The 19,531-nt window shown below is 67.9% G+C and carries 20 protein-coding genes and 4 pseudogenes; 18 read left to right on the plus strand and 6 right to left on the minus strand.

What is annotated here, in order from left to right:
• Nucleotides 1-256 precede the first annotated feature (256 nt).
• The gene (locus OG897_RS32460) at nt 257-826 is read right to left on the minus strand and encodes a ParB N-terminal domain-containing protein (protein ID WP_266662559.1); all 570 of its coding nucleotides are present in this window, start codon (nt 824-826) and stop codon (nt 257-259) included.
• 246 nt (nt 827-1,072) lie between these two features.
• On the opposite strand from OG897_RS32460, the pseudogene OG897_RS32465 reads away from it, so the two are divergent.
• Nucleotides 1,073-1,591: pseudogene (locus OG897_RS32465) on the plus strand (transposase); the annotation flags it as partial.
• A 2-nt stretch (nt 1,592-1,593) separates the two neighbouring features.
• Nucleotides 1,594-1,944: pseudogene (locus tag OG897_RS32470) on the plus strand (IS110 family transposase); the annotation flags it as partial.
• Between the two features lie 442 nt (nt 1,945-2,386).
• Here OG897_RS32470 and OG897_RS32475 read toward each other — a convergent pair.
• Nucleotides 2,387-2,761: a peptidase inhibitor family I36 protein gene (locus tag OG897_RS32475; RefSeq protein ID WP_266662561.1), complete on the minus strand. Its 375-nt coding sequence runs from the start codon at nt 2,759-2,761 to the stop codon at nt 2,387-2,389.
• A 106-nt stretch (nt 2,762-2,867) separates the two neighbouring features.
• On the opposite strand from OG897_RS32475, the gene OG897_RS32480 reads away from it, so the two are divergent.
• The 3 genes from OG897_RS32480 to OG897_RS32490 all read left to right on the plus strand — a co-directional run bounded on the left by OG897_RS32480 (nt 2,868) and on the right by OG897_RS32490 (nt 4,374).
• On the plus strand, nt 2,868-3,029 hold the full coding sequence (locus tag OG897_RS32480) for a hypothetical protein (RefSeq protein ID WP_266662563.1): 162 nt from the start codon (nt 2,868-2,870) through the stop codon (nt 3,027-3,029).
• A gap of 460 nt (nt 3,030-3,489) precedes the next feature.
• Nucleotides 3,490-3,981: a hypothetical protein gene (locus tag OG897_RS32485; protein WP_266662565.1), complete on the plus strand. Its 492-nt coding sequence runs from the start codon at nt 3,490-3,492 to the stop codon at nt 3,979-3,981.
• A gap of 102 nt (nt 3,982-4,083) precedes the next feature.
• Complete coding sequence (locus tag OG897_RS32490; protein WP_266662566.1) at nt 4,084-4,374, plus strand: hypothetical protein; 291 nt, start codon at nt 4,084-4,086, stop codon at nt 4,372-4,374.
• Between the two features lie 163 nt (nt 4,375-4,537).
• Here the strand turns inward: OG897_RS32490 and OG897_RS32495 are convergent, their stop codons facing one another.
• Nucleotides 4,538-5,041 (minus strand): hypothetical protein, encoded by a 504-nt coding sequence (locus OG897_RS32495; protein ID WP_266662568.1) that lies wholly within the window; start codon nt 5,039-5,041, stop codon nt 4,538-4,540.
• Between the two features lie 747 nt (nt 5,042-5,788).
• On the opposite strand from OG897_RS32495, the gene OG897_RS32500 reads away from it, so the two are divergent.
• From OG897_RS32500 to OG897_RS32510, 3 genes are all read left to right on the plus strand, one after another.
• Entirely contained in the window at nt 5,789-6,043 is a 255-nt protein-coding gene (locus OG897_RS32500; RefSeq protein WP_266662570.1) for a hypothetical protein, read from the plus strand.
• Between the two features lie 933 nt (nt 6,044-6,976).
• Nucleotides 6,977-7,324 (plus strand): serine protease inhibitor, encoded by a 348-nt coding sequence (locus tag OG897_RS32505; RefSeq protein ID WP_266662572.1) that lies wholly within the window; start codon nt 6,977-6,979, stop codon nt 7,322-7,324.
• A 142-nt stretch (nt 7,325-7,466) separates the two neighbouring features.
• Nucleotides 7,467-7,745, plus strand: a complete 279-nt coding sequence (locus OG897_RS32510) for a hypothetical protein (RefSeq protein ID WP_266662574.1) — start codon at nt 7,467-7,469, stop codon at nt 7,743-7,745.
• Nucleotides 7,746-7,801: 56 nt separating this feature from the next.
• On the opposite strand, the gene OG897_RS32515 is transcribed toward OG897_RS32510, so the two are convergent.
• A complete protein-coding gene (locus OG897_RS32515) occupies nt 7,802-8,641 on the minus strand; it encodes an IS5 family transposase (RefSeq protein WP_266662576.1) in 840 nt (279 codons plus the stop codon).
• Between the two features lie 250 nt (nt 8,642-8,891).
• Between OG897_RS32515 and OG897_RS32520 the strand changes: the two genes are divergently transcribed.
• The 7 genes and pseudogenes from OG897_RS32520 to OG897_RS32550 all read left to right on the plus strand — a co-directional run bounded on the left by OG897_RS32520 (nt 8,892) and on the right by OG897_RS32550 (nt 13,527).
• Nucleotides 8,892-9,626 carry a hypothetical protein gene (locus OG897_RS32520; RefSeq protein ID WP_266662578.1) on the plus strand — a complete coding sequence of 245 codons (735 nt, stop codon included), beginning with the start codon at nt 8,892-8,894 and terminating at the stop codon, nt 9,624-9,626.
• Between the two features lie 68 nt (nt 9,627-9,694).
• The gene (locus OG897_RS32525; protein WP_266663767.1) at nt 9,695-10,432 is read left to right on the plus strand and encodes a hypothetical protein; all 738 of its coding nucleotides are present in this window, start codon (nt 9,695-9,697) and stop codon (nt 10,430-10,432) included.
• Entirely contained in the window at nt 10,336-10,653 is a 318-nt protein-coding gene (locus tag OG897_RS32530) for a hypothetical protein (RefSeq protein WP_323188134.1), read from the plus strand. The genes OG897_RS32525 and OG897_RS32530 overlap by 97 nt, the downstream gene beginning before the upstream one ends.
• 110 nt (nt 10,654-10,763) lie before the next feature.
• A complete protein-coding gene (locus OG897_RS32535; RefSeq protein ID WP_266662580.1) occupies nt 10,764-11,723 on the plus strand; it encodes an ALF repeat-containing protein in 960 nt (319 codons plus the stop codon).
• Nucleotides 11,724-11,980: 257 nt separating this feature from the next.
• Nucleotides 11,981-12,211 carry a hypothetical protein gene (locus tag OG897_RS32540; protein ID WP_266662582.1) on the plus strand — a complete coding sequence of 77 codons (231 nt, stop codon included), beginning with the start codon at nt 11,981-11,983 and terminating at the stop codon, nt 12,209-12,211.
• Between the two features lie 160 nt (nt 12,212-12,371).
• The gene (locus OG897_RS32545) at nt 12,372-12,788 is read left to right on the plus strand and encodes a hypothetical protein (protein ID WP_266662584.1); all 417 of its coding nucleotides are present in this window, start codon (nt 12,372-12,374) and stop codon (nt 12,786-12,788) included.
• Nucleotides 12,766-13,527, plus strand: a pseudogene (locus OG897_RS32550) (N-acetylmuramoyl-L-alanine amidase). Before OG897_RS32545 ends, OG897_RS32550 begins: the two are co-directional and overlap by 23 nt.
• A gap of 538 nt (nt 13,528-14,065) precedes the next feature.
• Here the strand turns inward: OG897_RS32550 and OG897_RS32560 are convergent.
• Together OG897_RS32560 and OG897_RS32565 are read right to left on the minus strand one after the other, a co-directional pair.
• On the minus strand, nt 14,066-15,493 hold the full coding sequence (locus OG897_RS32560; RefSeq protein WP_266663673.1) for an aminotransferase class V-fold PLP-dependent enzyme: 1,428 nt from the start codon (nt 15,491-15,493) through the stop codon (nt 14,066-14,068).
• Between the two features lie 1,346 nt (nt 15,494-16,839).
• Nucleotides 16,840-18,321, minus strand: coding sequence for a threonine/serine exporter ThrE family protein (locus OG897_RS32565; protein ID WP_266662586.1), 1,482 nt, complete (start codon nt 18,319-18,321; stop codon nt 16,840-16,842).
• A 287-nt stretch (nt 18,322-18,608) separates the two neighbouring features.
• Here OG897_RS32565 and OG897_RS32570 point away from each other — a divergent pair.
• From OG897_RS32570 to OG897_RS32580, 3 genes and pseudogenes are all read left to right on the plus strand, one after another.
• Nucleotides 18,609-18,758 (plus strand): annotated as a pseudogene (locus OG897_RS32570) (IS5/IS1182 family transposase); the annotation flags it as partial.
• Between the two features lie 195 nt (nt 18,759-18,953).
• Nucleotides 18,954-19,157 (plus strand): hypothetical protein, encoded by a 204-nt coding sequence (locus tag OG897_RS32575; RefSeq protein WP_266662588.1) that lies wholly within the window; start codon nt 18,954-18,956, stop codon nt 19,155-19,157.
• A 38-nt stretch (nt 19,158-19,195) separates the two neighbouring features.
• Complete coding sequence (locus tag OG897_RS32580; RefSeq protein WP_266662590.1) at nt 19,196-19,429, plus strand: hypothetical protein; 234 nt, start codon at nt 19,196-19,198, stop codon at nt 19,427-19,429.
• Nucleotides 19,430-19,531 lie beyond the last annotated feature (102 nt).

A 19,531-nucleotide genomic window follows, 5' to 3' on the forward strand; every position in this document is an offset into this window, starting at 1 on the left:
ACGCCGCTCCCTCATATGTGCCTCCTGGAGCCCGTATGGGGTCCTCGTCGGTGGGGCCGTCGTGTCACTGTCGACGGCCCGGAAAGATTACCTGGCCGTCGACAGTGTTCACAAGGGGGTTACGGGTCCTGCCAGTTGAAGGCGCACCACCTCCTCAGAAGGCCAGTTGTTCTCCCTGGCTCTCCGGTTCGGCCTTCGGCGGTCGTGGTTCGGCGTCGGGAACCTTCCGGTGGGCCTTGAGCCACCAACCGAACTGCTAGTTGCGGCAGGTCCGGTAGCGGTGCCCCGACCGCAGCGGTACGTCCAGGGGGATGCTGTGCTCGCCCCACCCGGTGATGGGACGGGCGTTGGTCAGCTTGACCCTCAGCCCCGGGACGGTGGCATCTCCCTCCCAGGTGTCGCCGGGTGCGTGCTCGAACGCGAGGTGTGCATTGCGGCCCCAGTCCCAGGGGGTGGGCAGGGCGCACAGGTACCAGGCGGCGGGCGGGTTGTCTGCCGGCAGCAGAAGGGTCTGCGTGCGGCGGCGATGGGTGACGTTGTGGCGGTCGCACTCGGCGAACGCCTTCAGGCAGTGCTGTGTGAGGTCGACGTCGAGCCAGGTGACGGCTATCTGCTCCCAGCCCAGATGGCGGGCCGCCTTCAGGGTGTGTTTACCGGCCAGGACCTCATTCGCCCGGCCGGTCAGGGTGCCCTTGTTGACCACGATGGGCCGGTACTGCCCGTTCGTAGACAGGCTTGAGCAGATCGCGCCGAGGTCACCGGGGCGCGGGTTGCGGTGGTAGTGGACCAGGTCGGCCAGCGACGCGGGGATGTGGGCTTGAGGCACGGCAAGGCTCCAGCCCCGCACCCACCTGCGACCCGAGGGGAGCAGACGCGCTGAGCAGCCTCGAAGAACCGCTCCCGCGTTCGTCGCCCGCTCGACCACCTCCTGTGCGGTTTGGAGGGCTTAGCCTCGCGCTTTCATGAATCCCGGTGTCCGATGGGTGGTCGGGCAAACGAAAAGTGCCTCTGACCAGCAAGAATGAGGATTGTCGAGGTCCTTGTTCCTGCCATTGCCGGAGGCACTTCCCAGGTGAAGAAGCGTATCTGTTCCTACCCACGTGTTCGCGTCGGGGGCGGCGGTCGGGCGGTGGTGTCGCAGGCGGGCGGTGTCCTGCTGGTCGAGACCATCCGCAAGACCGGGCTAGATCGGGTGATATCGGCGGCTCTGACACCGTGGCGCAAGCCGCGGGCGGTGCACGATCCGGGGAAGATCCTGCTGGATGTGGCCCTGGCGGTAGCCCTTGGCGGTGACTGCCTGGCGAACGTGGGCCTGCTGCGGGCCGAGCCAGCCGTGTTCGGTGCGGTGGCCTCCGACCCGACGGTCTCCCGTCTGGTCGACACCCTGGCCTCGGCCGGGCCGAAGGCCCTGGCGGCGATCCGCACCGCGCGGGCGCAAGTCCGCGAGCAGGTCTGGAAGTTGGCAGGCACGGCGGCCCCAGACGCGGGTGGGCAGGTCATCGTGGACATCGACGGAGTGCTCGTGCTGGCGCACTCCGAGAAGCAGGACGCCACGGCGACCTGGAAGAAGACGTTCGGGCACCACCCCTTGCCGGAGACGACCGATCCCGCTTCACCCACGCAAAAGGACTCGAAACCTTCGCCGGGGCCGCATCGGTCACCCGGGCGTCCGGCAAAAGCCTTGCCGTCATGGCCCGCCGGGTCAAGAAGCAGCGACTCGCCGCCGTCGGCTATGTCTGGGCTTTCTCCGCCCTGTCCTCACCCGGGGCCCGAGCTCACTATGACCGCCGACGAGCGGCTGGAGACCGCCACACAGCCGCCCAACGCCACCTGTTCAACCGAATGCTCGGCTGCCTCCACCACTGCCTCACCAAGCGAGTGCCCTACGACGAAACCACCGCGTTCCCACCACCCGAAACGGCCGAACTACCCGTAGCCGCTTGACAGATCAACTGCATCGGATGTCTTGACCGCGGTCTGATCGGCGGCTGCGGAGAACGTGGTCAAGGAGAAACTTACCCGGTTGCGAGGTTGGTCAAGGAGAAGCGTGCGCTCGGCCGGACCTGGACAAGGGGTTGGTTGGGCGGCCGGTGCACCCGATCCGAGTGGTGCGCATCGTGTGCGGGCCGAACATCGCGGTGCGCGCGCGAGACGAGGGGGTGCGCGCCCGGATGCACCCGGTGCGCACGGCGCGCGCACTGCCTGGGAGTGGCGCGGATCCGATGCGCGCGGCGCGGTGCGTGGTGCACCGCGCCGCGGGGCGGTGGCGCGCACCGCCGCGGTCCCTGGTGCGTTCTACGCGGTGGTGGGGTGCATCGGGTGCGCATTGGCCGCTGCCGGGTGTGCGTGTATCGCCTGGTCTATTCCGGCGGCCTCGAATTCCGCTCTACTGGGGCTTAAAGGAACGGATCTGGTAGCTGCCCTGGAGGTTCCCCTCTTGCCCGGCCGGGGTGGAACCGACCCGGGAGTTGTAGTTGGTCCCGGTGTAGTACTGGACGCGGTGGCCGGTGCTGTTCCGGACCGAGCGGACGTTGTGTCCCTGCTGGATGAACGAGCAGTCGTCGGCCGTATTGGCTTTGCGCTCCTGGGACCACTGACAGCGGGTCCCGCCGCCGTTCCATTCGCTGTAGATGCAGAAGTACCCCGGCGAGCAGTTGTAGGCATTTACGGGCGGTGCGACTCCGGCGTTGGCGGTCGGGGCGAGCCCGAGGGTGAGGGCTGCGGCGACCGAAGCCAGGGCGAGCGAGGGAAGACGAAACACAGGAAGCTCCTATTCCGTTTGGGCTTTCAGCAGTACACATGCCCATCTGTAACGCCCTGGATACGTTCCGTGATTGTGCGCGCCCCGGCGTGGGAGGAGCCGACGAGTGCGCCCCCACGGGAAGCCGGGCCTACCCATCCAGCGCATCGGGGATTTCGCGGCCGCCGGTACGGCGGGGCAGTTGGCGGGTGTCGACCGGTCTCTCGCCCACCTGGTCGACCAGCTCCGGGGCCTCATCACGATGGCCCCAGGCGACCGTGCGAGCTGAACGGGCTTGCTGGGGCTGACGGTTAGGTACGGCTTCCCTTCCAGAAAGAGCACAGGCCATGGGGGTGGTCACAGGTGGGGAAGGCGAGCAGGGGCAAGAAGCAGCGGATTCGGGACACGGCGGGGGCCTGGAACGCGTCGGCCGCTGCCTGCGAGGGCCCGGCCGACGCCCCCTGCTGACCGGCGAGAAGGTCTACTGGACAGGGCGGCAGGTCCGGACGGTCTCGACGTCATCCGGCAGCAGCTCGACAAACGGCAAGGCGCCTGGGGCTACCGGGACCCCGAGACGGGCCGTACGTACGACAACGAGCCCGACCCCACCTTCCGCGCCCTCCTTCTGGCCCTCAACCCCCGGCTGCGCTGAACCACACCCGACGAACGTTCGGCACTGCTGGTGGAGGGCGGGTGCCGCACTACGATGCGCGGTGGCTTCGTACGCGAAAGCCCCCCGTTGTGCCGCGGTGGCCAAGGCTCTGATCCCGCTGCTGTCCCGCAACTGCCCTGAGAACGGCGGCGAGTATGGCGGTTCGTACCAGGTAAACCTGGATGACGAGGAGGCCGTCGGGTTCGGTGGGGTGGAGCTGGTCCGGGCCGCAGTGCGCAAGGCGGCCCGTCAGCTCGGCTGGAAGACCGCCACCGTCGGGATGATCGGCGCTGCGCGCGGCACCCTGGTGGCCGTCCAGGACACCCGCGACATTCCCGAGGAGTGCCGGGAGGCGGTTGAGTCCGCGATGACCGAGCGGATGAGTGCGGCCCTGCACAAGATGGGGGGCGAGCCGGGCCCGGCCCCGGTGCAGGCCCCTGACCGGATTGACCACCCGATCGACCGTCAGGTCGACCGGATCCCGGTACAGCACTGCTCTTCGTCCCCCCGTTCACGGCAGCGCTTGCGGTGGCCGTCTGCTTCCTGTCGGGCGGCAACTACAAGAGGAGAAGCGGAGCGCGGGGTGTGAGGAACGTGTGGTCGGCGGCGGCTGCCGGACGGGTCGCGCATGGGGGTGGCAGTCCGGGCAACAGCCTGAATCCGGTGCTGGTGGCGGTGGATACTCGCGCCCATGCGGATGAGCGTGGGCCTGGACGCGAAAGAGCTGAAGGCGGGCACGGAGGGCGTGATGCCGTGGCTGTCCGCGACGGGCCTGGCGGCCGAAGCGCTCGCCCTGCTGCACCGGCCGCTGATGTGCTGGACGCAGCACGAGTACGGCCTGTTCGACTCGGCTGGCCACTACGCCGACTACCCGGGACTGTCACGGCGGCCAATATCCGGGTCTTACCTGCGGATACCGACCAGTTTCTGTTCTCATCCCGGCTGTAGCAGCCAGCGCGAGAAGCTGTGTCAGAGCTGGTGATCTGTGACGCGACGGCATTCGTGACGAGCGTCTCGTACACAAGCTCCGATGGAGCGCTGGGTGCACACAGAACCCGCTCTTCAAAGGGGCATCGCAGGGAGCTTTCGGGTGCGCCAGGTGGTGACGAGGAGGCGGGGCTCTCCTGTCGGCGGGCCCGCCGCTGTCAGCTCGTGCTCAGTGCCATGGTGTCGACGCTCGCCGCGACCCCAGTGAGACCGGACGAGAGGCACTGCTGGCCCATGTCGATCGTGGAGGTGGTAACGCGGCCGTGCAGGCGGCCGGTCTCGTCCCGGAACGGGCCTTCCGAGACGGCGCCGCCGTCCAGGGAGACGGTGTGCGCATCAGCGCGGATGGCCATCTGCGGCAGGACGGAGGTGGTTCCGTTGCTCCAGGTGATGGTCAGCTTGCCGTAACCGACCACGAAGGGCCCCGGGCAGGCACCGGTCCCGGACCCGCTGAAGCGGAAGGTGCCGGTGGCGATCTTCGGGTGCTTCGGAGAGTTGCACACACCCAGGTACCCGTCCGCCGAAACCTGCGTCGTCCGCTTCGTGAAGCCGACGCCGGGGCTGAAGGCCGCACGCAGGTCGCCGCCGTGGCAGATGATGGAGTCGGGTTCCGCGTCGGCCCTGGCACCGGCCGGGCCTGCGGACAGCATGGTGGCACTCATGGCGGCAATCACAGCGGGAGCAAGGAGGCGTTGCGTACGGTGCATGGACAAACCCTTCGATAGGACGTGGCAGGCAGAGCGCCCGGGAGCCATCTCGTGGAGGTGGCCGACGCGACGACCTGTCCACTGGACCTACGGCAGCAAAGCCCTGGTCATGGTGGTGAAGTCACCCATACGCCGTACTTGCTCCGTGACAGCGAACGAGAGCCGCCCGAACGAAGCCTCCGAAAGCGCACCGGCCGAGCACGTCCTCACCTACCTCCGAACGGGGGCGCTAGGCGGAACACGCGATCGCCCGGCAACTGTCCGGTCTCGGAGAAGTCGAGGCAGTCCCGCTCAACCTGAGGCATCCGTCTCGATTGCTTCAGGTTGAGCGAGGGTCACAGGTCAACGGGGTGTGCGGCCAAGTGCGATTCCCAGCGTCCGGACCTGCCCTGCAGCAGACCGGCGTGGCCAGCGTGTGTCGTCTGCGCTCGGAACACCTGGCCAGCTAATTTGATCTTGAGTGCGGCAGCCAGACGGGCAGCCGCCGGAAGGCGCCCAGTGGTTGCGTACGCAACCGCACGCGCCCACCGCTGCGAACGGAGACACATGATGCCGGGAATGCTCACACGGCTGGCTACCGGGCTCGCCGCGACCTTGCTTGTCGGATCCGCGTGCACGAGTACGGCTCACGCCACCCAGGACGCACCTGCCAGGACACCCGCGTCCACCGCAGCATCTGGAACGGCACGCAATTGCTTCACGATGAGCAAGCTGATGCCGCTCCTGATGAAGTACAAGAAGCTCGGAGACAAGGCCACCCCGGACCAAGTGGAGACGGACCTCCTCAACGTCCTTGAGGACAAGAGCAAGAAATCCGAGATCCAGAAGATCTTCGACGACGCCCGCGAACGGAGACACACCGACGTGATGGAGTTCGCCAAGATGGTGTTCAACGATTTGACCGTGGTCTGCCCGGATGTGAAGCCCTTGGCCTCGATGATGGAGAAGATGGGCTGATAGCCGCCGAAACGGCAAGCCCTCCGCTGCACGAAGCTGCGAGGTGGGCCGTCCGAGAACAGGCGATCGGTTCCGTCCGGATCCCTGATACAGCCTCAGGACGTCAAGTCTCTGCCAACCTGCGGCACCCAGGCCAGATGTCTGAGGTTGGCTGAGACACCGTACGCCGGAACGTCTTGCTCAAGTTGAGGCGTCGCAGGTCAACAGCGGTCGGTGCCTCAGGTCGGTTGAGACCGGACAGCAACGCAACGTCACAGATCGCGGGAGATGGCGGCAGCCACCTGAGGATCGGTCCACCGCTGGAAACGGGCGGGCACCCGGCCAGGAAGGTAGGTGAAGACCTGCCGACCGGCCCCGTCGACCCCCAGGTGACGCGGAGCGCCGCCGAAGTCCTTGTGCCGGAGGTCACCGAGCAGCTCCGGGACGAACGCGGACGGCGCCGTGGTCGGCCTGCGGACGGTCTCGCCGACCTGACCACGCCCGCAGTGAGGCGTCCCCCGGACAACGGCACTTCGATCCCCATGGCTCCATCCTGCCTCCGGACCTCGGCCGTCAGCGGCAACCGGCCCTCAGGTCCGGCGTTGCGGGACAGCGGTGGTCCGCTGGGATGGTGCCGGAGTGCGGGAGGGGGGGATGCGGTTCAGACCGGAGGCATGAACGTGATCGCCGTGCACCGGCTGGTCGACGATGCCCGCCGGGTCTCCGTCCAGCAGGGCGGCATCGCCGCTGATCTCGGGTGGGTCTACAACGACGCCGACCTCGAAGAGGCACTGCGGTCTCTCGCTGGCTATGAGTTGTTGGTTAGTCCCAACTCCCCCCGTGAGGAGCTGGAGTGGACGTCGCTGGTGGATGTTGCGATCTGCCCTAATCTTCCCTGCTTGCTCCATCTATCGCTTTCGCGCATCCTGTGCGCTGCCGAGTCGTTGTCGGGGCATGAAGAAGTTGATGCTCGTGCTGAGTCCTGTCCTCGCGCTGTCTTTCGTGGCGGCTGCGTTCACCGCGCCGACGGCCACGGCCCAGCCCGCGCCTTCGGGCCTGCCCGCCGCCCTGGCCCAGATCACCTCACCCACAGCACTGCGTGACGAACCGAAGTGCTCCTGGCCCGAGCTGGAGGGCATGCTGGTACGGAGCGCCAAGGGAACCATCAGGCTCGAGCGCGCCGACGTCACCGTCGAAGAGATCCCCGAAGGCTCCCCGGTCACCCTCGACTTCCACGAACTCCGGGTCCGGGTCTTCTACAGCACCGCTGGCCTCGTGGTCGGCACCCCTCAGTGCGGCTGACAGGCATCCGTCCGCACAACACGCTGCACGAAAACCGGAAGGGTCCGGTTCGTTTCGAGTGACTGGTTGACCTGGGTGTTTGCCTGAGCGGTCTGGTCGGGGGTGCTGGTTGCTTCTACCTTTTCGGTGAGGGGGTGGAGTGATGGTGTCCTTGCTCGAGGAGTTGGAACGACGCGAGGCCGTGATCCGGGAACGGGTGGCCGAACTGCGGGTCCAGGTCGCGGAGCTGAGTGAGCAGTTGGAAGCGTTCGAGGAGGTGTTCTCCCAGGTCGAGGCGGCCCGGAGGGTGGTGCGGGAGATCCTCGACGATGCAACCGCTGATGAGCAGGTTGCCGGCCGGGACGCGGGGCCACCGGAGGAGACGGTGTCGCCGATCGGGGTGGTGACGGTGCCGCAGTGGGAGCCGGGCATGAGGGCGTAGGTGCTGTCGTCGGGATATCAGAGGGCGTTTGATTTAGGCGAATTAGCCTTTCTATCCTAGTAAGTGCCTCGCCAGGTTGGGGTGGTCTCGTCTGTTATGCGCTTGGCGAGGTTGTCGATCGACGCGATGTGGATCATGGCCTCGGAGCTGGCGGTGAGGGTCTCGTAGTCGCGGGCGAGACGACGGTGCAGCATGATCCAACCGATACTTCTCTCTACTACCCAGCGCCTTTTCACGACGTGAAATCCGCGAACTCCTGGGTTCCTGTTGACGACTTCGACGTCGATTCCGAGACTGGCGCCGTGTTCGACGACGGCGTTCTTGAACCCGGTGTCAACCCAGCTCTTGGATATGGTCGGGTACATCTTCTTCGCTTGGTCGAGGAGGCGTATCCCCACGGCGTTCTCGGAGAGACTCGCGGTGGTGACGGTCACGGCAAGGAGCAGCCCGATCGTGTCGGTGAGGGTGCCACGCTTCCGGCCGACGATCTTTTTTGCGGCGTCGGTTCCTTGGCTGGTCACGGGCATGTTAGTGGAGGTCTTGACACTCTGGGTATCGATGACGGAGCCGGTCGGTTCGGGCTTGCGTCCCTCCTTCACGCGGGCCAGGCCGGTGAGGTCGTAGTTGAGCTGGGCGAAGATTCCCTCGTCGCGCCAGGCGGCATAGTAGAAGTAGACGGTGCCGTAGTTCGGGAAGTCGTGCGGAACGTATTTCCACGGTATTCCAGTGCGATTCACGTAGAGAATCGCGTTGAACACGTCACGGAGGTCGACCATGGCCGATTTCCCGGCGGGCCTGCGGTCGAGCCGGGCTTTCCGCCATGCCGTCAGGGTCGGTTCGATCAGGGCCCATCGGGCGTCGGACAGGTCACTGGGGTACGGCTTCCGTGCGGTCACGGCCCCACGTGATCAACTCCGGTCCGGAGGGCCATGTTCCACCAGCATCCGGCGTTTCCGGGGCACTCTTACGTCAGACGGAATCCAGGGTTCACAACCGGATGAGACGGGCGGCACCGTTCGCGGGGACGGGCGGAACGTATCAATGGATTCCATAGATAGGCCGCAAACTGGGCCCTCCAGAAAAGCTACTTCTCGGGCTAAACATGCATAAAGGCCATCTCAGAGCCGCATCCCGATCGTGGGGCAGATGACGGCGGCGTTCCGCGCTGCGAACGGGCCCGTCACCGGGCTCGCCCGCGCGATGGGAACCGGGCTCGGCGGTGCCGCACGCGGCCTGATAGGCGCGCTCGGCGGCCCCTGGGGTGTGGCGATCACCGCCGCCGGTGCCCGGTTGTCGCTGCTCGCCTCCCACCAGCAGAAAGCGGCCCAAGCTGCGGCGGAGCACCAGTCGCGCATCAACTCTCTCTTCCAGGCGCTCAGGGATTCCAACGGGGCCGTCAACGAGAGCGTCCGTGCGGTTGCCGCTCAGTCGATCATGGACACGAGGGTCCTCGACGGTAAGGAACGCATGGTCGACGCCATGTCGAAGGCGGGCATCACCGTTCGGGATCTCACCACTGCCTACCTCGGGCAAGACGGCGGGCTGAAGACGTTGGAGCAGCGCCTGGACGCGACGGCCAAGGCGAACGAGGGCGTGATCGCCACCATGGGCGGTGCAGCCAGGGCATACCACGAGCCTGGTGTTGCTGCGCTGCGTGCCAAGAAGGCGCTCGGCGAGATGTCGCAGGCGGTGAAGGATGCTAAGGATCTTGCCGAGGCCACCGGTTCCGGGGGCCGATCGGCGGCGGACGCGGTGGGCCCGTTCGGGCAGTTCTCGGATGCGATGCGCACCCTGTCCGACAGCACCGCCGACGCCGACACCCGGGCCCGCGCCCTCCACGACGCGCTGACGGTGCTGGCCGGTGGGTCGGTGGGTCGGTGAATCTTTCGGCTGCCGAAGCCCGGTTGAACCGGTCGGTATCCGATGCGGCAGAGTCGTTGAAGGGCGGGGTGCAGCACGCCGACGGATACGGCAATTCGCTGCTGAACATGGACGGTTCACTGTCCACGGTTACCCGTAACGGGCAGAAGCTGTACGACCTCCTTCAGGGGTTGTCGACGAACTCGGCGGACGCCGCTCTGGCCGCCTACCAGTACGCGGAGGCGAACGGAAAGACTCTCCCCGAAGCGTTGGCCGCCGCGCAGGCGCAAATGCAGACCGCCCGTGATGCAGCAATCTCCACAGCTGATGGGTACCGGGTGGGCGCCGAGGCGGCCGGGCGGCTCGCGGACGCGGCCAGGCTGTTCCCCGAACAGGTGTCGATCCTCTTCCAGACTGCCGACATGGACGAGTCCGTGGCCGAACTCATGGCCGTTCAGCAGTCGTTCAAAGCGTGGCCGGACCGGAAGACCATCACGATCGCCACTCTGAGCAACGCGGCCCAGGAGGACTTGAACAAGCTCGGGTTCAAGGTGCAGGACCTCAAGGACCGGCGTGTACAGATCACCGACCCCACCGACCTTGCCCGCACCGACCTGGACGCGCTGATCGCGACGATCGCGAGCCTGGAGGCGGTGCAGCCAGGAACAGAGAGATGGCGGCACGGCTCGCTGCCGCTGGGGTCGCGGCGACGAAGGGCTTCGCGGTGGGGGTGTCGAACTTCGACGTCACCGACATCTCGGCGACATACGGGACGCAGGTGTCCCAGGCGCTGGCCGGGCTGGGTGTGCCGGGGGTGCGGTTCGTGATCGACACGTCCCGCCACGGGAACGGTGCGATGGACGGAGCCGGGCAGCACGTCGACTACTGCATCCTGCCGGACGGCGTCTCGGGGTGCCGAGCGGTATCGGCGTCGGCGCGGCCGAGTACCTGCTGCGGATCAAGGTGCCGGGAGACTCCGACAGCATGTGCGGCACCGCCCCGGACGTGCCCGCGGGAACGTTCTCGCCGTTTCTCGCGGAGCGGCTGATTGACGGTGACTGAGGACTCCACAAGAGGGACCCGATGTATGGGTCAGGTGAAGGTCCTCCCTAACATGTGGATCGAAGTATTCCACATACTGCTGATCAACGGGGACCCATGAAGAAGCTCGCTCGCATACCTGTGCTCATCGCCACCGCCGCTCTCGCTCCGGCGGTCCTGCTCGCCGCACCCGAAGCGATCGCCGCCGACGCGAACACCACGGCGGTCACCGCACCCGACGCGGAGACCAAGAGCACCAAGCAGAAGGAAGACGACGACCGGGTCGAGGTCTTCCGCATCCTCGGGGCCAAGGACTCCGGTCGGGGAGTCAAGGAAGCAGCCCGCGCAGCCCTCGATGGCGGCCCGGAGGCGATCCGGCAGTTCCTGGAGAAGGGCCAGTTCACAGCTCGGCAGGAAGACAACCGAGTACGTGTCGCCCAGATCATTCACACCGGCGGGCCCGGTGTGCGCGAAGCAGGGCGGAAGGCGCTGAACGGCACCGCCCAGGACATCCAGGAATTCCTCGACAAGGGCCAGCACGAGGCACGTATCACCGACAACAGGGTGCGCGTGGGTCAGATCATGAGCACCGGCGGCCCGCACGTGCGCGAAGCCGGAAAGAAGGCTCTGCTCGGCACCCCGCAGGATGTCGAGAAGTTCCTTGCCACGGGCCAGTACGAAGCCCGCAAGCTGGATGAGGCCACTAAGGACGACTCGAAGGACCAGACCACCGGCGGCAACGGCAGCACCGGCGGCAGGGACTCGGAGAAGCCCCAGCCGAAGCCCGACCCCGCGAAGGACAAGGAAACCGCGGCCAACGCCAATGGTGGCTCGACCACGGGTGCCAAGCCGAACACCACCGGCGACGCAGGTAGCCGCGCCGCAGGTTCCACCGGCGAGGGCAGCCGCCCCGGCGGGAAGGACACGGCCTCTACGCAGGTCACCGCCGCCGAGGGAGACCTGGCCACAACCGGTACCAGCCCCGCGATTCCCTGGGCCATCGGCGGCACCGTAGTGGCCCTGGCCGCAGGCGCGGGCCTGCTCCTCGCCGCGCGACGCCGCTCCGCCCAGAACTGAGCACACCTTTCGCTCCGGTGCCCCCGCACGGTAACCAGCCGGCGGGGGCACCGTGGCATCATCAGCCAGTGGTCTCCATGTTCTGACGTCGCTTCAAGCCTTGCCCCTCTGCTCCCTCAAGGTTCGCCCGCCCCGAACCGGAAGCGCGCTTCGCTGGCCCCGTTGTCGTTGAACGTGCCAGTCGCATCCGGGAAGCTCTCAAAGATGAGGGCGTCGATCTGGGCCGCCTGGGCCCTGTCCCTGCCTGGCTGTCGGCTATGGAGGCGGATGGTCAGGTACGGCTGAACGCGGGAGGCCGGAAGGCGCTGGACGCAGCCTGCGAGCAGTTCCTGCGGCAGGTGGAAGCTCTGGCCGTTCTGCGGGAGATGCGCGCGGAGGGCATGACCGTTCCCCGGGCCAGGCTGGACCCGGAAGAGCTACGCAGTCTGCAAGAGGCAGTCCGCGCGCACCACTCCCCGCGCCAAGACCAGAGCCCGCTGCCTGACTGAACCGAATCAGGTTGCCTCCCACTGGGCAGTCAAGACGGCGGCGCAATTCGTCGTCAGCTTCTTCGCCCGGCCTCTGTTTTCGGTACTCGTAGGCTGACGTGCAGGCGTCGGGCTGTTGGAGAACTGCGGTGTCCGTGCCGCCGAGCGCCGAGCCCACTCTGTGGGAGTTGCACCGCGCCGTCTCACAGCTGCGCGGGACCTGCGCGAGGACCTGTGCGGCGACCTCGCCCAGCTCGCTGCCCGCCTGGACCAGGTGGTGACGCAGGACATCTACCGAGCTGATCAGCGGGCGACCGAGCAGCACATCGGGCAGGTCGAGGCCGGGCTCGTCGGCCTGCGGAGCGAGCATGACCAGATCACCGAGCGCGGCGAGGGGCAGCGGCGCGAGGATCAGGCTGTGGCTGCGGCGATACGTCGTCTGGTGATCAGTTCATTCGTCGCGCCGTTGCTGTTGATGGCGTTGCAGTTGTGGCTGCTCTCGCGGGCACCGCGAAGTAGGCGCTGCCAGCAGGTGCATGGGGCAAGTTGGGGCGCGGGGAGATTCGAGTACGAAAGTGGTGACACCACTTGCTGGTGACCGATGGGTCGCAGCACTACATGCGGAAGGTGTCGGGGTGGTTGAGCGGCCCGGCTGGCGAACTCACAACCGCAATGTGAAGGGCCCGTGGGGGCCGGCCGACGCACGGGGTGATGATCCACCACACGGTTACCTCGGATACGAACAGCACAGTCAGCATCTGCGAGAACGGCTACTCGGGCTTGCCGGGCCCGCTGTGCCATGGGGTTATCGCGAAGGACGGCACGGTCTACCTGATCGGCCATGGCAGGGCGAACCATGCGGGCAAGGGCGACAGCGCCGTCCTCCAGGCGGTCATCGCCGAGAAGGCACTACCCGGCGCGGCGAAGGCCGACAAGGACGGCAACCCCACTTCTACGGGTAGGAGTGCGAGAACCTCGGCGACGGCCAGGACCCGTGGACCGCAGCCCAGCTCGATGCGATCGAACGTGTCTCGGCGGCCCTGTGCCGTGCCCACGGCTGGAGTGCGGCCAGCGTGATCGGTCATCTGGAGTGGCAGCCCGGCAAGTTCGACCCGAAGGGCTTCACGATGAGCGGGCTGCGTCAGCGCGTCGCCGCCCGGCTGAAGGGCAAGCAGGGTGCTTCGGGTTCCTCGACGTACACGGTGCGCGGCGGCGACACCCTCTGCGGCATCGGTGAACGGCTCGGCGTGAACTGGCTGGCCCTCGCCCGCGAGAACAACATCGTCAAGCCGTTCACCATCCACCCGGGTCAGGCCCTCAAGATTCCCGCGAAGTAGGAGGCACCCTCATGTCCGACGCCAACCAGAGGACCCTTCGTACGGGCCTTCAGACCCCTTCCTGGGTGTCGCGGCTGCACTGCCGCTGATCATCGACGCGTCCGGGATTCCGCAGTCCACCGCCGGTGTGGCAGTGGCCGTGGCGGTCGCGGCAGGCATCACCCGGGTGATGCCTGCCGGTCGTCCACCAGCTACTCCCGGAATGGCTGTATCGCAGCGAGCCCACACCCGAGCGGCCCACTGATCACATCGGGCCGGCAGAGCTCACCACGTTCCGCGAGTAGCCCTCATCACCACCCCTCCGGGAATCGTTCCCCGGTGGGTGGCCAACCGGAACCGTTCCGGTTGGGGTTGACGACCACACCTGAACATTTGGGTGTGGTGTGCGCCGGTTCATCGAGTCTGATCGTCTCGCTCATCCGCGGCGGGTGGTTCCTGTCGGTGGCCATCGGAAAAGTCCAGACGTGTGGCCAACGGAAGGTTCCCAGAACCGCGTACGCAGCGTGTCTGGCCTGGGTTCGAACAGGGTGCCTGAGGGTTAGGTGGTCCGGAGGTGTTCGGCTGCGGCCTGGACCTCCTCGAGGAGGGTGTCCACGTCGTCGGTGGTGGTGAGGTAGTTGCAGACACAGGCGCGCAGGACCGTTTCGCCGTCGTGGCAGACGGTGGCGAGATAGGCGTGGCCGCGGGCCTGGACGCGTGCGGCCACCGCCGTGTGCAGGTCCGCTCGCGCGTCCGGGCGGCCTGTTTCGGTGTCTGCGGCCAGACGGAAGCAGACCACCGGCAGCGTGCTGTCGTTGCACAGTTCCAGTCCAGGGTGCTCCTGGACGCGTCGGCGCAAGTACCGGGCGAGGTCCTGGTAGTGCTGGAGGAGGGCGATCACGCCGGAGCGGCCGAGGTGGCGCAGGGTGGCCCAGAGCGTGAGGGCGCGCGTGCCGGGTCGGGTGAGCTCGATCGTGTAATCGGACATCCAGGGCCAGTCCTGGTCGCCTGCGAGGTAGGAGGCGCGGAAGGCGAACGCGTCGCGCAGCCGGGAAGGCTCAGTGACCAGGGCGGCGCCGCAGCCGACCGGTACGGACAGGGTCTTGTGCGGGTCGACGGTGAGGGAGTCGAGGTCGGCGACGCCTCGGTAAAGGGGGGCCAGTTCGGGGACGAGGGCGCCGAGCCCGCCCCAGGCGCCGTCGGCGTGGTGCCACAGGCCATGGGTGCGGCATACCCGGGTGATCGCCTCGATCGGGTCGACGGCGCCGCTGGCGGTGCTGCCGAGGTTGGACACGACGCAGAACGGCAGCAGGCCGCTCGCACGGTCGGCGTCGACCATCGCCCGCAGGGCTTCGACGTCCATGCGTTGCTCCGCCGTGCTGGGCACCGCGCGCAGGCGCCACGGCGGCAGGCCGATTACGGCGGCGGCCTTCGCGACCGACATGTGGGCCTGGTCGCTGTGGTAGGCGGTCAGCCGCGCGTGGACCTGGTCGTACGCGGGGCCGTCGGTGGCTCCGTGGTGGCGCAGGAACCAGGTGCGGGCGGCACCCAGGCAGAGCAGGTTGGCCATCGAACCGCCGCTGGTCAGTACTCCGCCGGTGGTCGGTGCCATGCCCGCCAGCGAGGCCAGGTCGCGCACCACGCCGCGTTCGAGGTCCATCAGGGCGTGCTCGCCCATGCCGCAGGTCGCGTTGATGGCGGTGGCCAGCAGTTCGGCGATCACCCCGGCTGGGGACGGCGGTGAGTTGATCCAGGCGAAGAAGGCGGGATGACCGTTGCCGGTCGGGAATGGCGCGATCTCCCGGTCGACGAAGTCCAGCAGGGCCCCCAGGTCCTGGCCCTCCTGCGGCAGCACCCCGGCTGCCAGAGCCTGCCGGTGTGCCGATGGGATGGGGCGGGCCACCGGACGCCGTGCGATCTGCCCCAGGTAGTCGGCAACCCAGTCCGCGGCGGCCGCCAGTTCGTCGCGGAACACCTTCAGGTCCACAGCCAACGGCCCAGTACCGCCACCGGACTCCAGCTGGGCCAAGGACGGGCGGGGCGAGCGGCTGGTCTTCGGCGGTTTCAGCATCGGACGGTCACGCTTTCGCTCAAGGTGTCGGCCGGACGGCCATGATCCAGAACGACTGCCACCCGCGCCGGTAACGGTCCTGGGCCAGCCCGGATGCACCGACCTGATTCCGGAGTCCGACAAGCCGGAGGCTGGCGACGAGGCTCGAATGTTCCCCGTCCCAGTGCCCTGGAGGCGACCGACGCTGACCACGCACTGTCACCGGATGGCCATCTACCTGGAGCCGTTGTGACCACGAGCCCGCACCATGCTGGCCACCAGCCGGGAAGATCCGATGGCCACTGACAGTTCCGAGCGTTCGTACGACGCACTACGCCGCCGGTTACTTCCCCACGCCGAGCGGCATGGCGGGCTGGGACGATCCGTCGGGTGACGAAGAGCCGGTGCGCCCGGGACAACTGGTCGGGAGCGCGGCATGAGCCAGCTCATCGAAGGCGGGGCCCCCGCACGCCCGGCAGTTCCGTCCGCGACGCCCGTGCTGGCCTCTCGTGAGGTCGACGTCCTAGCCTGGCCGCCTTGGGCCTGACGAACCGCGCCATCGCCCGGCGGCTCGGCACGAGCATGTACAGGGTCAAGGTGCATCTACGCCGAGTCCCGGACCGGACTGGTGCCCGGCCCCGCCCGGCGGTGGTCGGCGTCTCCTACCGGCTCGGGCTGCTGCCACTGCCGCCGCTGCCGGACGGTGAGCGCCCGGTCCTGCCCGCCCGGAAGCTCCGCATCATGAGCATCCTGGCCGCCGGCGGTGACATCTTCGACGCCGCCAAGGCGCTGGGGATCTCCGCCTCAACGGCCCGTACGTACGCGTACAGGACGCTTACGTACGCGTACAGGACGCTGAAGGACCTGGGTACGCACGGCCGGACGCACGCGGTACACCTGCTGTACGCGTCGCGCTTCCTCCCCTCCGACGGGAGCCGAGCCGCTTCTGGCCCTCTCTACTTGACATCGCCACGGTGCCGCGCGGATTACCCGCCCGTACCATCCGCACCGTCAGTGGCGGGACCATCTGCCCCTAAGCCGAACCCCTTGCCATCGCGGCCACCTCCGACCGCTCGGTCCACCCCGCACTCCACCAGCAGGCCACGACGCCTTGATCAACAGAGCGGAACTCAAGGGGACTTCACCAGGACGAGCCAAGATCACCAACAGCATCCCGCATCAGCGACAGAGCCCGGAAGGTGGACCAGAGCCCGAAGACCCCGTCGCAGCCACCGAGGCGACGTCACGGGACACGGCGGTCCGGCCCCTCCGCCGCGCTCCGCTCATCGTGCTCCGGCTGTCGTACGGCCTCTGCCGCCCCTTCTGTTCGTACGGCCCTTCCCGGCCGGGGCGGTCCCGCCGTTCTTGCTCCCCGTGCTCCCCGTGCGGTTCTCGGGCAGAAGGCGCGCGGTGTAGTAGACGAGGTTGTTGCCCAGCACCTTGCCCAGTACGAGGCCGACCCCGATCGCCGCGGTGGCGACCAGGGCCGTGAGAACGGCGTTCATGGCGCCTTGGCGTCCGGCTGTCAGCTGGCTGAGGCTCTGGTAGACCTGCAGGCTCGGCAGCAGCGCACCCGTCACCCCCGGCACGATGAAGGCCGCGGGCGGCATACGCAGTCGCGGTCCGCACACCACGGCGAGCAGCCCGAGGACCGCTGCCGCACACAGCACGGACAGGGCGGCCAGGCTGAAGAGCCGCGACATGAGCATGTTCACCGCCCCCGCCAGCAAACCGGCGGCCAGTGCTGCGGGCAGGAGGCGGCGGGTGCCGCCCATCGAGACGCAGTTGCCGCCGGCGGCGATGGTGGACACGAGCAGACCGAGCGCGAAGGGCAGCGTCGAGTGGTCGATGTCGACCGTCCACAGGGTGCTGCCCGCCTCCTCGATCAGGGAGACGGCCACCGCGACACCTGTGATGAGTCCGGCGAAGGCCAGCGTCACGTTCACGGCCCGGGTCGCCGCCATGAGCGAGAAACCGGTGATGGCGTCCTGGGGCAGGGCGACCAGGGGGACGATGGGCAGCAGGACGACCAGGTTGGCGGCCACCACCGCGGTGCCGTACGGGAACAGGTAGCCGGTGTCCAGCAGGACGACCCCGACGACCACGATCAGCGCCGCCTGAGCGGCCATCACGAAGAAGTACGGGATGTCGATGCGGGTCAGCAGCCACCCCGTGCGGTCCGCCGCCGCCAGCACACCGAACGCCGTGAGTGCGGCCCACAGCGAACCACCCACCTGCAGGGTGACCGAGGCGGCCAGGACCCCGCCGCCCGCGACGCGCACCCACCACGGCCACCTCGGCTGCGCGCTCTGGATCCGCCGCAGCGCGTCGGCTGCCCGGCGTACGTCGAGGCCCCCCTCGACGATCCGCTCGACGAGCCGGTGCAGCGAGGCCATGCGCTGCAGGTTCCGGGTGTCCGCGCCGCGCGTCACCCGCATCATCGACACGGGCACACCGCGCTGAGGCGCGTACTGGAGATGGATGGTCTGTGCCGCGATGTCGACCTCCAGGTGGGTGAGGCCGAGGGAGGTCGTCGCGGCGATCACGGAGGATTCGACGGTCTGGGTGTCGAAGCCGCTGAGGGTGAGTTCTTTACCGAGCCGGAGCCCGAAGTCGAGTACCCGGTGCGCCTGTTCGGCCGTCAGCGCGTCCCGGCCTGCCCCGGTCTCGACTTCACCGTGATAGGCCGTGTGCTTGAGCCGTTTGAGGACTTCGGCGTCGTCCTTCTCCCGGTCGCTCTTGGGTGTTGCATCCCCTGCGCCCACCGGATCACCTCGCGTCGCCCTCCATGCCGTGCTGACGACAGACAATGACAGCAGGACGCGGGGCCGGGTGGTCGCCGCGAGCGGGCGGGGCCCAGGAACACCGGAGTGGCGTAGGAAGTCGGTGCGCCGACGCCGACGGGCGGTCGCTGGCGGGCGATCGCTGGTGGGCGGCCTGCGCCGATCGTGCCCCGCGCGCCCTGCGTGCCCTGCGGGCGACCTGTCCGGCGTCAACAAACGCCTCCCGCAGTTGCTGAGAGAGCGTCTCAACTGGCTTGATCACTCCGTCCGTACCGACCGCGCACCACCGCTTCCCCGAGTGGAGCCAGGTCCGAGTGTGGGGCAAGCTCCATCGTCTGGTCCTTGACGATCTCGGCGCACGCGGCGGGCCGGACTCGTCGCGTTATGCGATTGACTCGGTGAACATGCGGGCGCTGAAAAGGTACGAGTGGAAGGCCGAACACTTCCTGGCCTCGATGGCATCGCTGCCGCCCTGATCTGCTACCGCAGGCTGACAGCCTGACCGGCGAGCCCTCCGAGCTGGGATGATCCACCCCGTAACCGAATGTCCCCAATCGAGTCCCCCATCGAAGGGCTTACTGCCGCGCAGACGGCACACACCAGCGAGGAGCGCCATGACCGACTACCTGGCGGCCGCCATGGAGCTGCTCGGCCCTGCCCAGAACCGCTACGCGGACCCCGCCGCCTGGGAGCAGCTCCACGCAGAACTCGGCATCCGGCTGCCGACGGACTACCAGACCCTCGTGCACGCATACGCTCCCCTCCAGCTCAACGATCACCTGTACCTGCATCACCCGCGACCGAACGCTGGAATCTGAGCCAGGACATACGGGACACGGTCCGCGCCTGGTCCGAGGTGTCCTGGGACGGCCTCGACCCGGACGAGGGCCCTCGGTCGCTGTGCGGACTCGCGGAGTTGAGCTTCGGCACCCGCGACGGACTGTGGCCGATCGCGGGCACCGGCCGAGGCGAGACGATCTTCCTCGTCGCTGCGAACGCCACGGCCCTCTGGCTCCTGACCGAAGCATGGCGGGCCCCAACACCTCCGCCTTCTCCCCCGGCCCGGTACGGCTGCGCCGTCTTCCGATGACCACCGACGAACGGCCAGAGCTGTGGAGCGGGCCGGACCGCGGCAGGTAACCCTGCCGCCACGACAGTCACAGGCGCCCGCCGACGTGCCTGGAGAACCCAA

Origin of the sequence: Streptomyces sp. NBC_00237 (genome assembly GCF_026342435.1) — a bacterium.
GTDB lineage: Bacteria > Actinomycetota > Actinomycetes > Streptomycetales > Streptomycetaceae > Streptomyces.

What these genes read in the sequence shown, in the direction of transcription:
- OG897_RS32540 (WP_266662582.1), top strand. Translation starts at nt 11,981, where the DNA reads ATGGAGGCGGATGGTCAGGTACGGCTGAACGCGGGAGGCCGGAAGGCG.
- OG897_RS32510 (WP_266662574.1), top strand. Translation starts at nt 7,467, where the DNA reads ATGGTGTCCTTGCTCGAGGAGTTGGAACGACGCGAGGCCGTGATCCGG.
- OG897_RS32495 (WP_266662568.1), bottom strand. Translation starts at nt 5,041, where the DNA reads ATGAGTGCCACCATGCTGTCCGCAGGCCCGGCCGGTGCCAGGGCCGAC.
- OG897_RS32500 (WP_266662570.1), top strand. Translation starts at nt 5,789, where the DNA reads ATGAGCAAGCTGATGCCGCTCCTGATGAAGTACAAGAAGCTCGGAGAC.
- OG897_RS32535 (WP_266662580.1), top strand. Translation starts at nt 10,764, where the DNA reads ATGAAGAAGCTCGCTCGCATACCTGTGCTCATCGCCACCGCCGCTCTC.
- OG897_RS32490 (WP_266662566.1), top strand. Translation starts at nt 4,084, where the DNA reads ATGCGGATGAGCGTGGGCCTGGACGCGAAAGAGCTGAAGGCGGGCACG.
- OG897_RS32505 (WP_266662572.1), top strand. Translation starts at nt 6,977, where the DNA reads ATGAAGAAGTTGATGCTCGTGCTGAGTCCTGTCCTCGCGCTGTCTTTC.
- OG897_RS32575 (WP_266662588.1), top strand. Translation starts at nt 18,954, where the DNA reads ATGACCGACTACCTGGCGGCCGCCATGGAGCTGCTCGGCCCTGCCCAG.
- OG897_RS32520 (WP_266662578.1), top strand. Translation starts at nt 8,892, where the DNA reads ATGACGGCGGCGTTCCGCGCTGCGAACGGGCCCGTCACCGGGCTCGCC.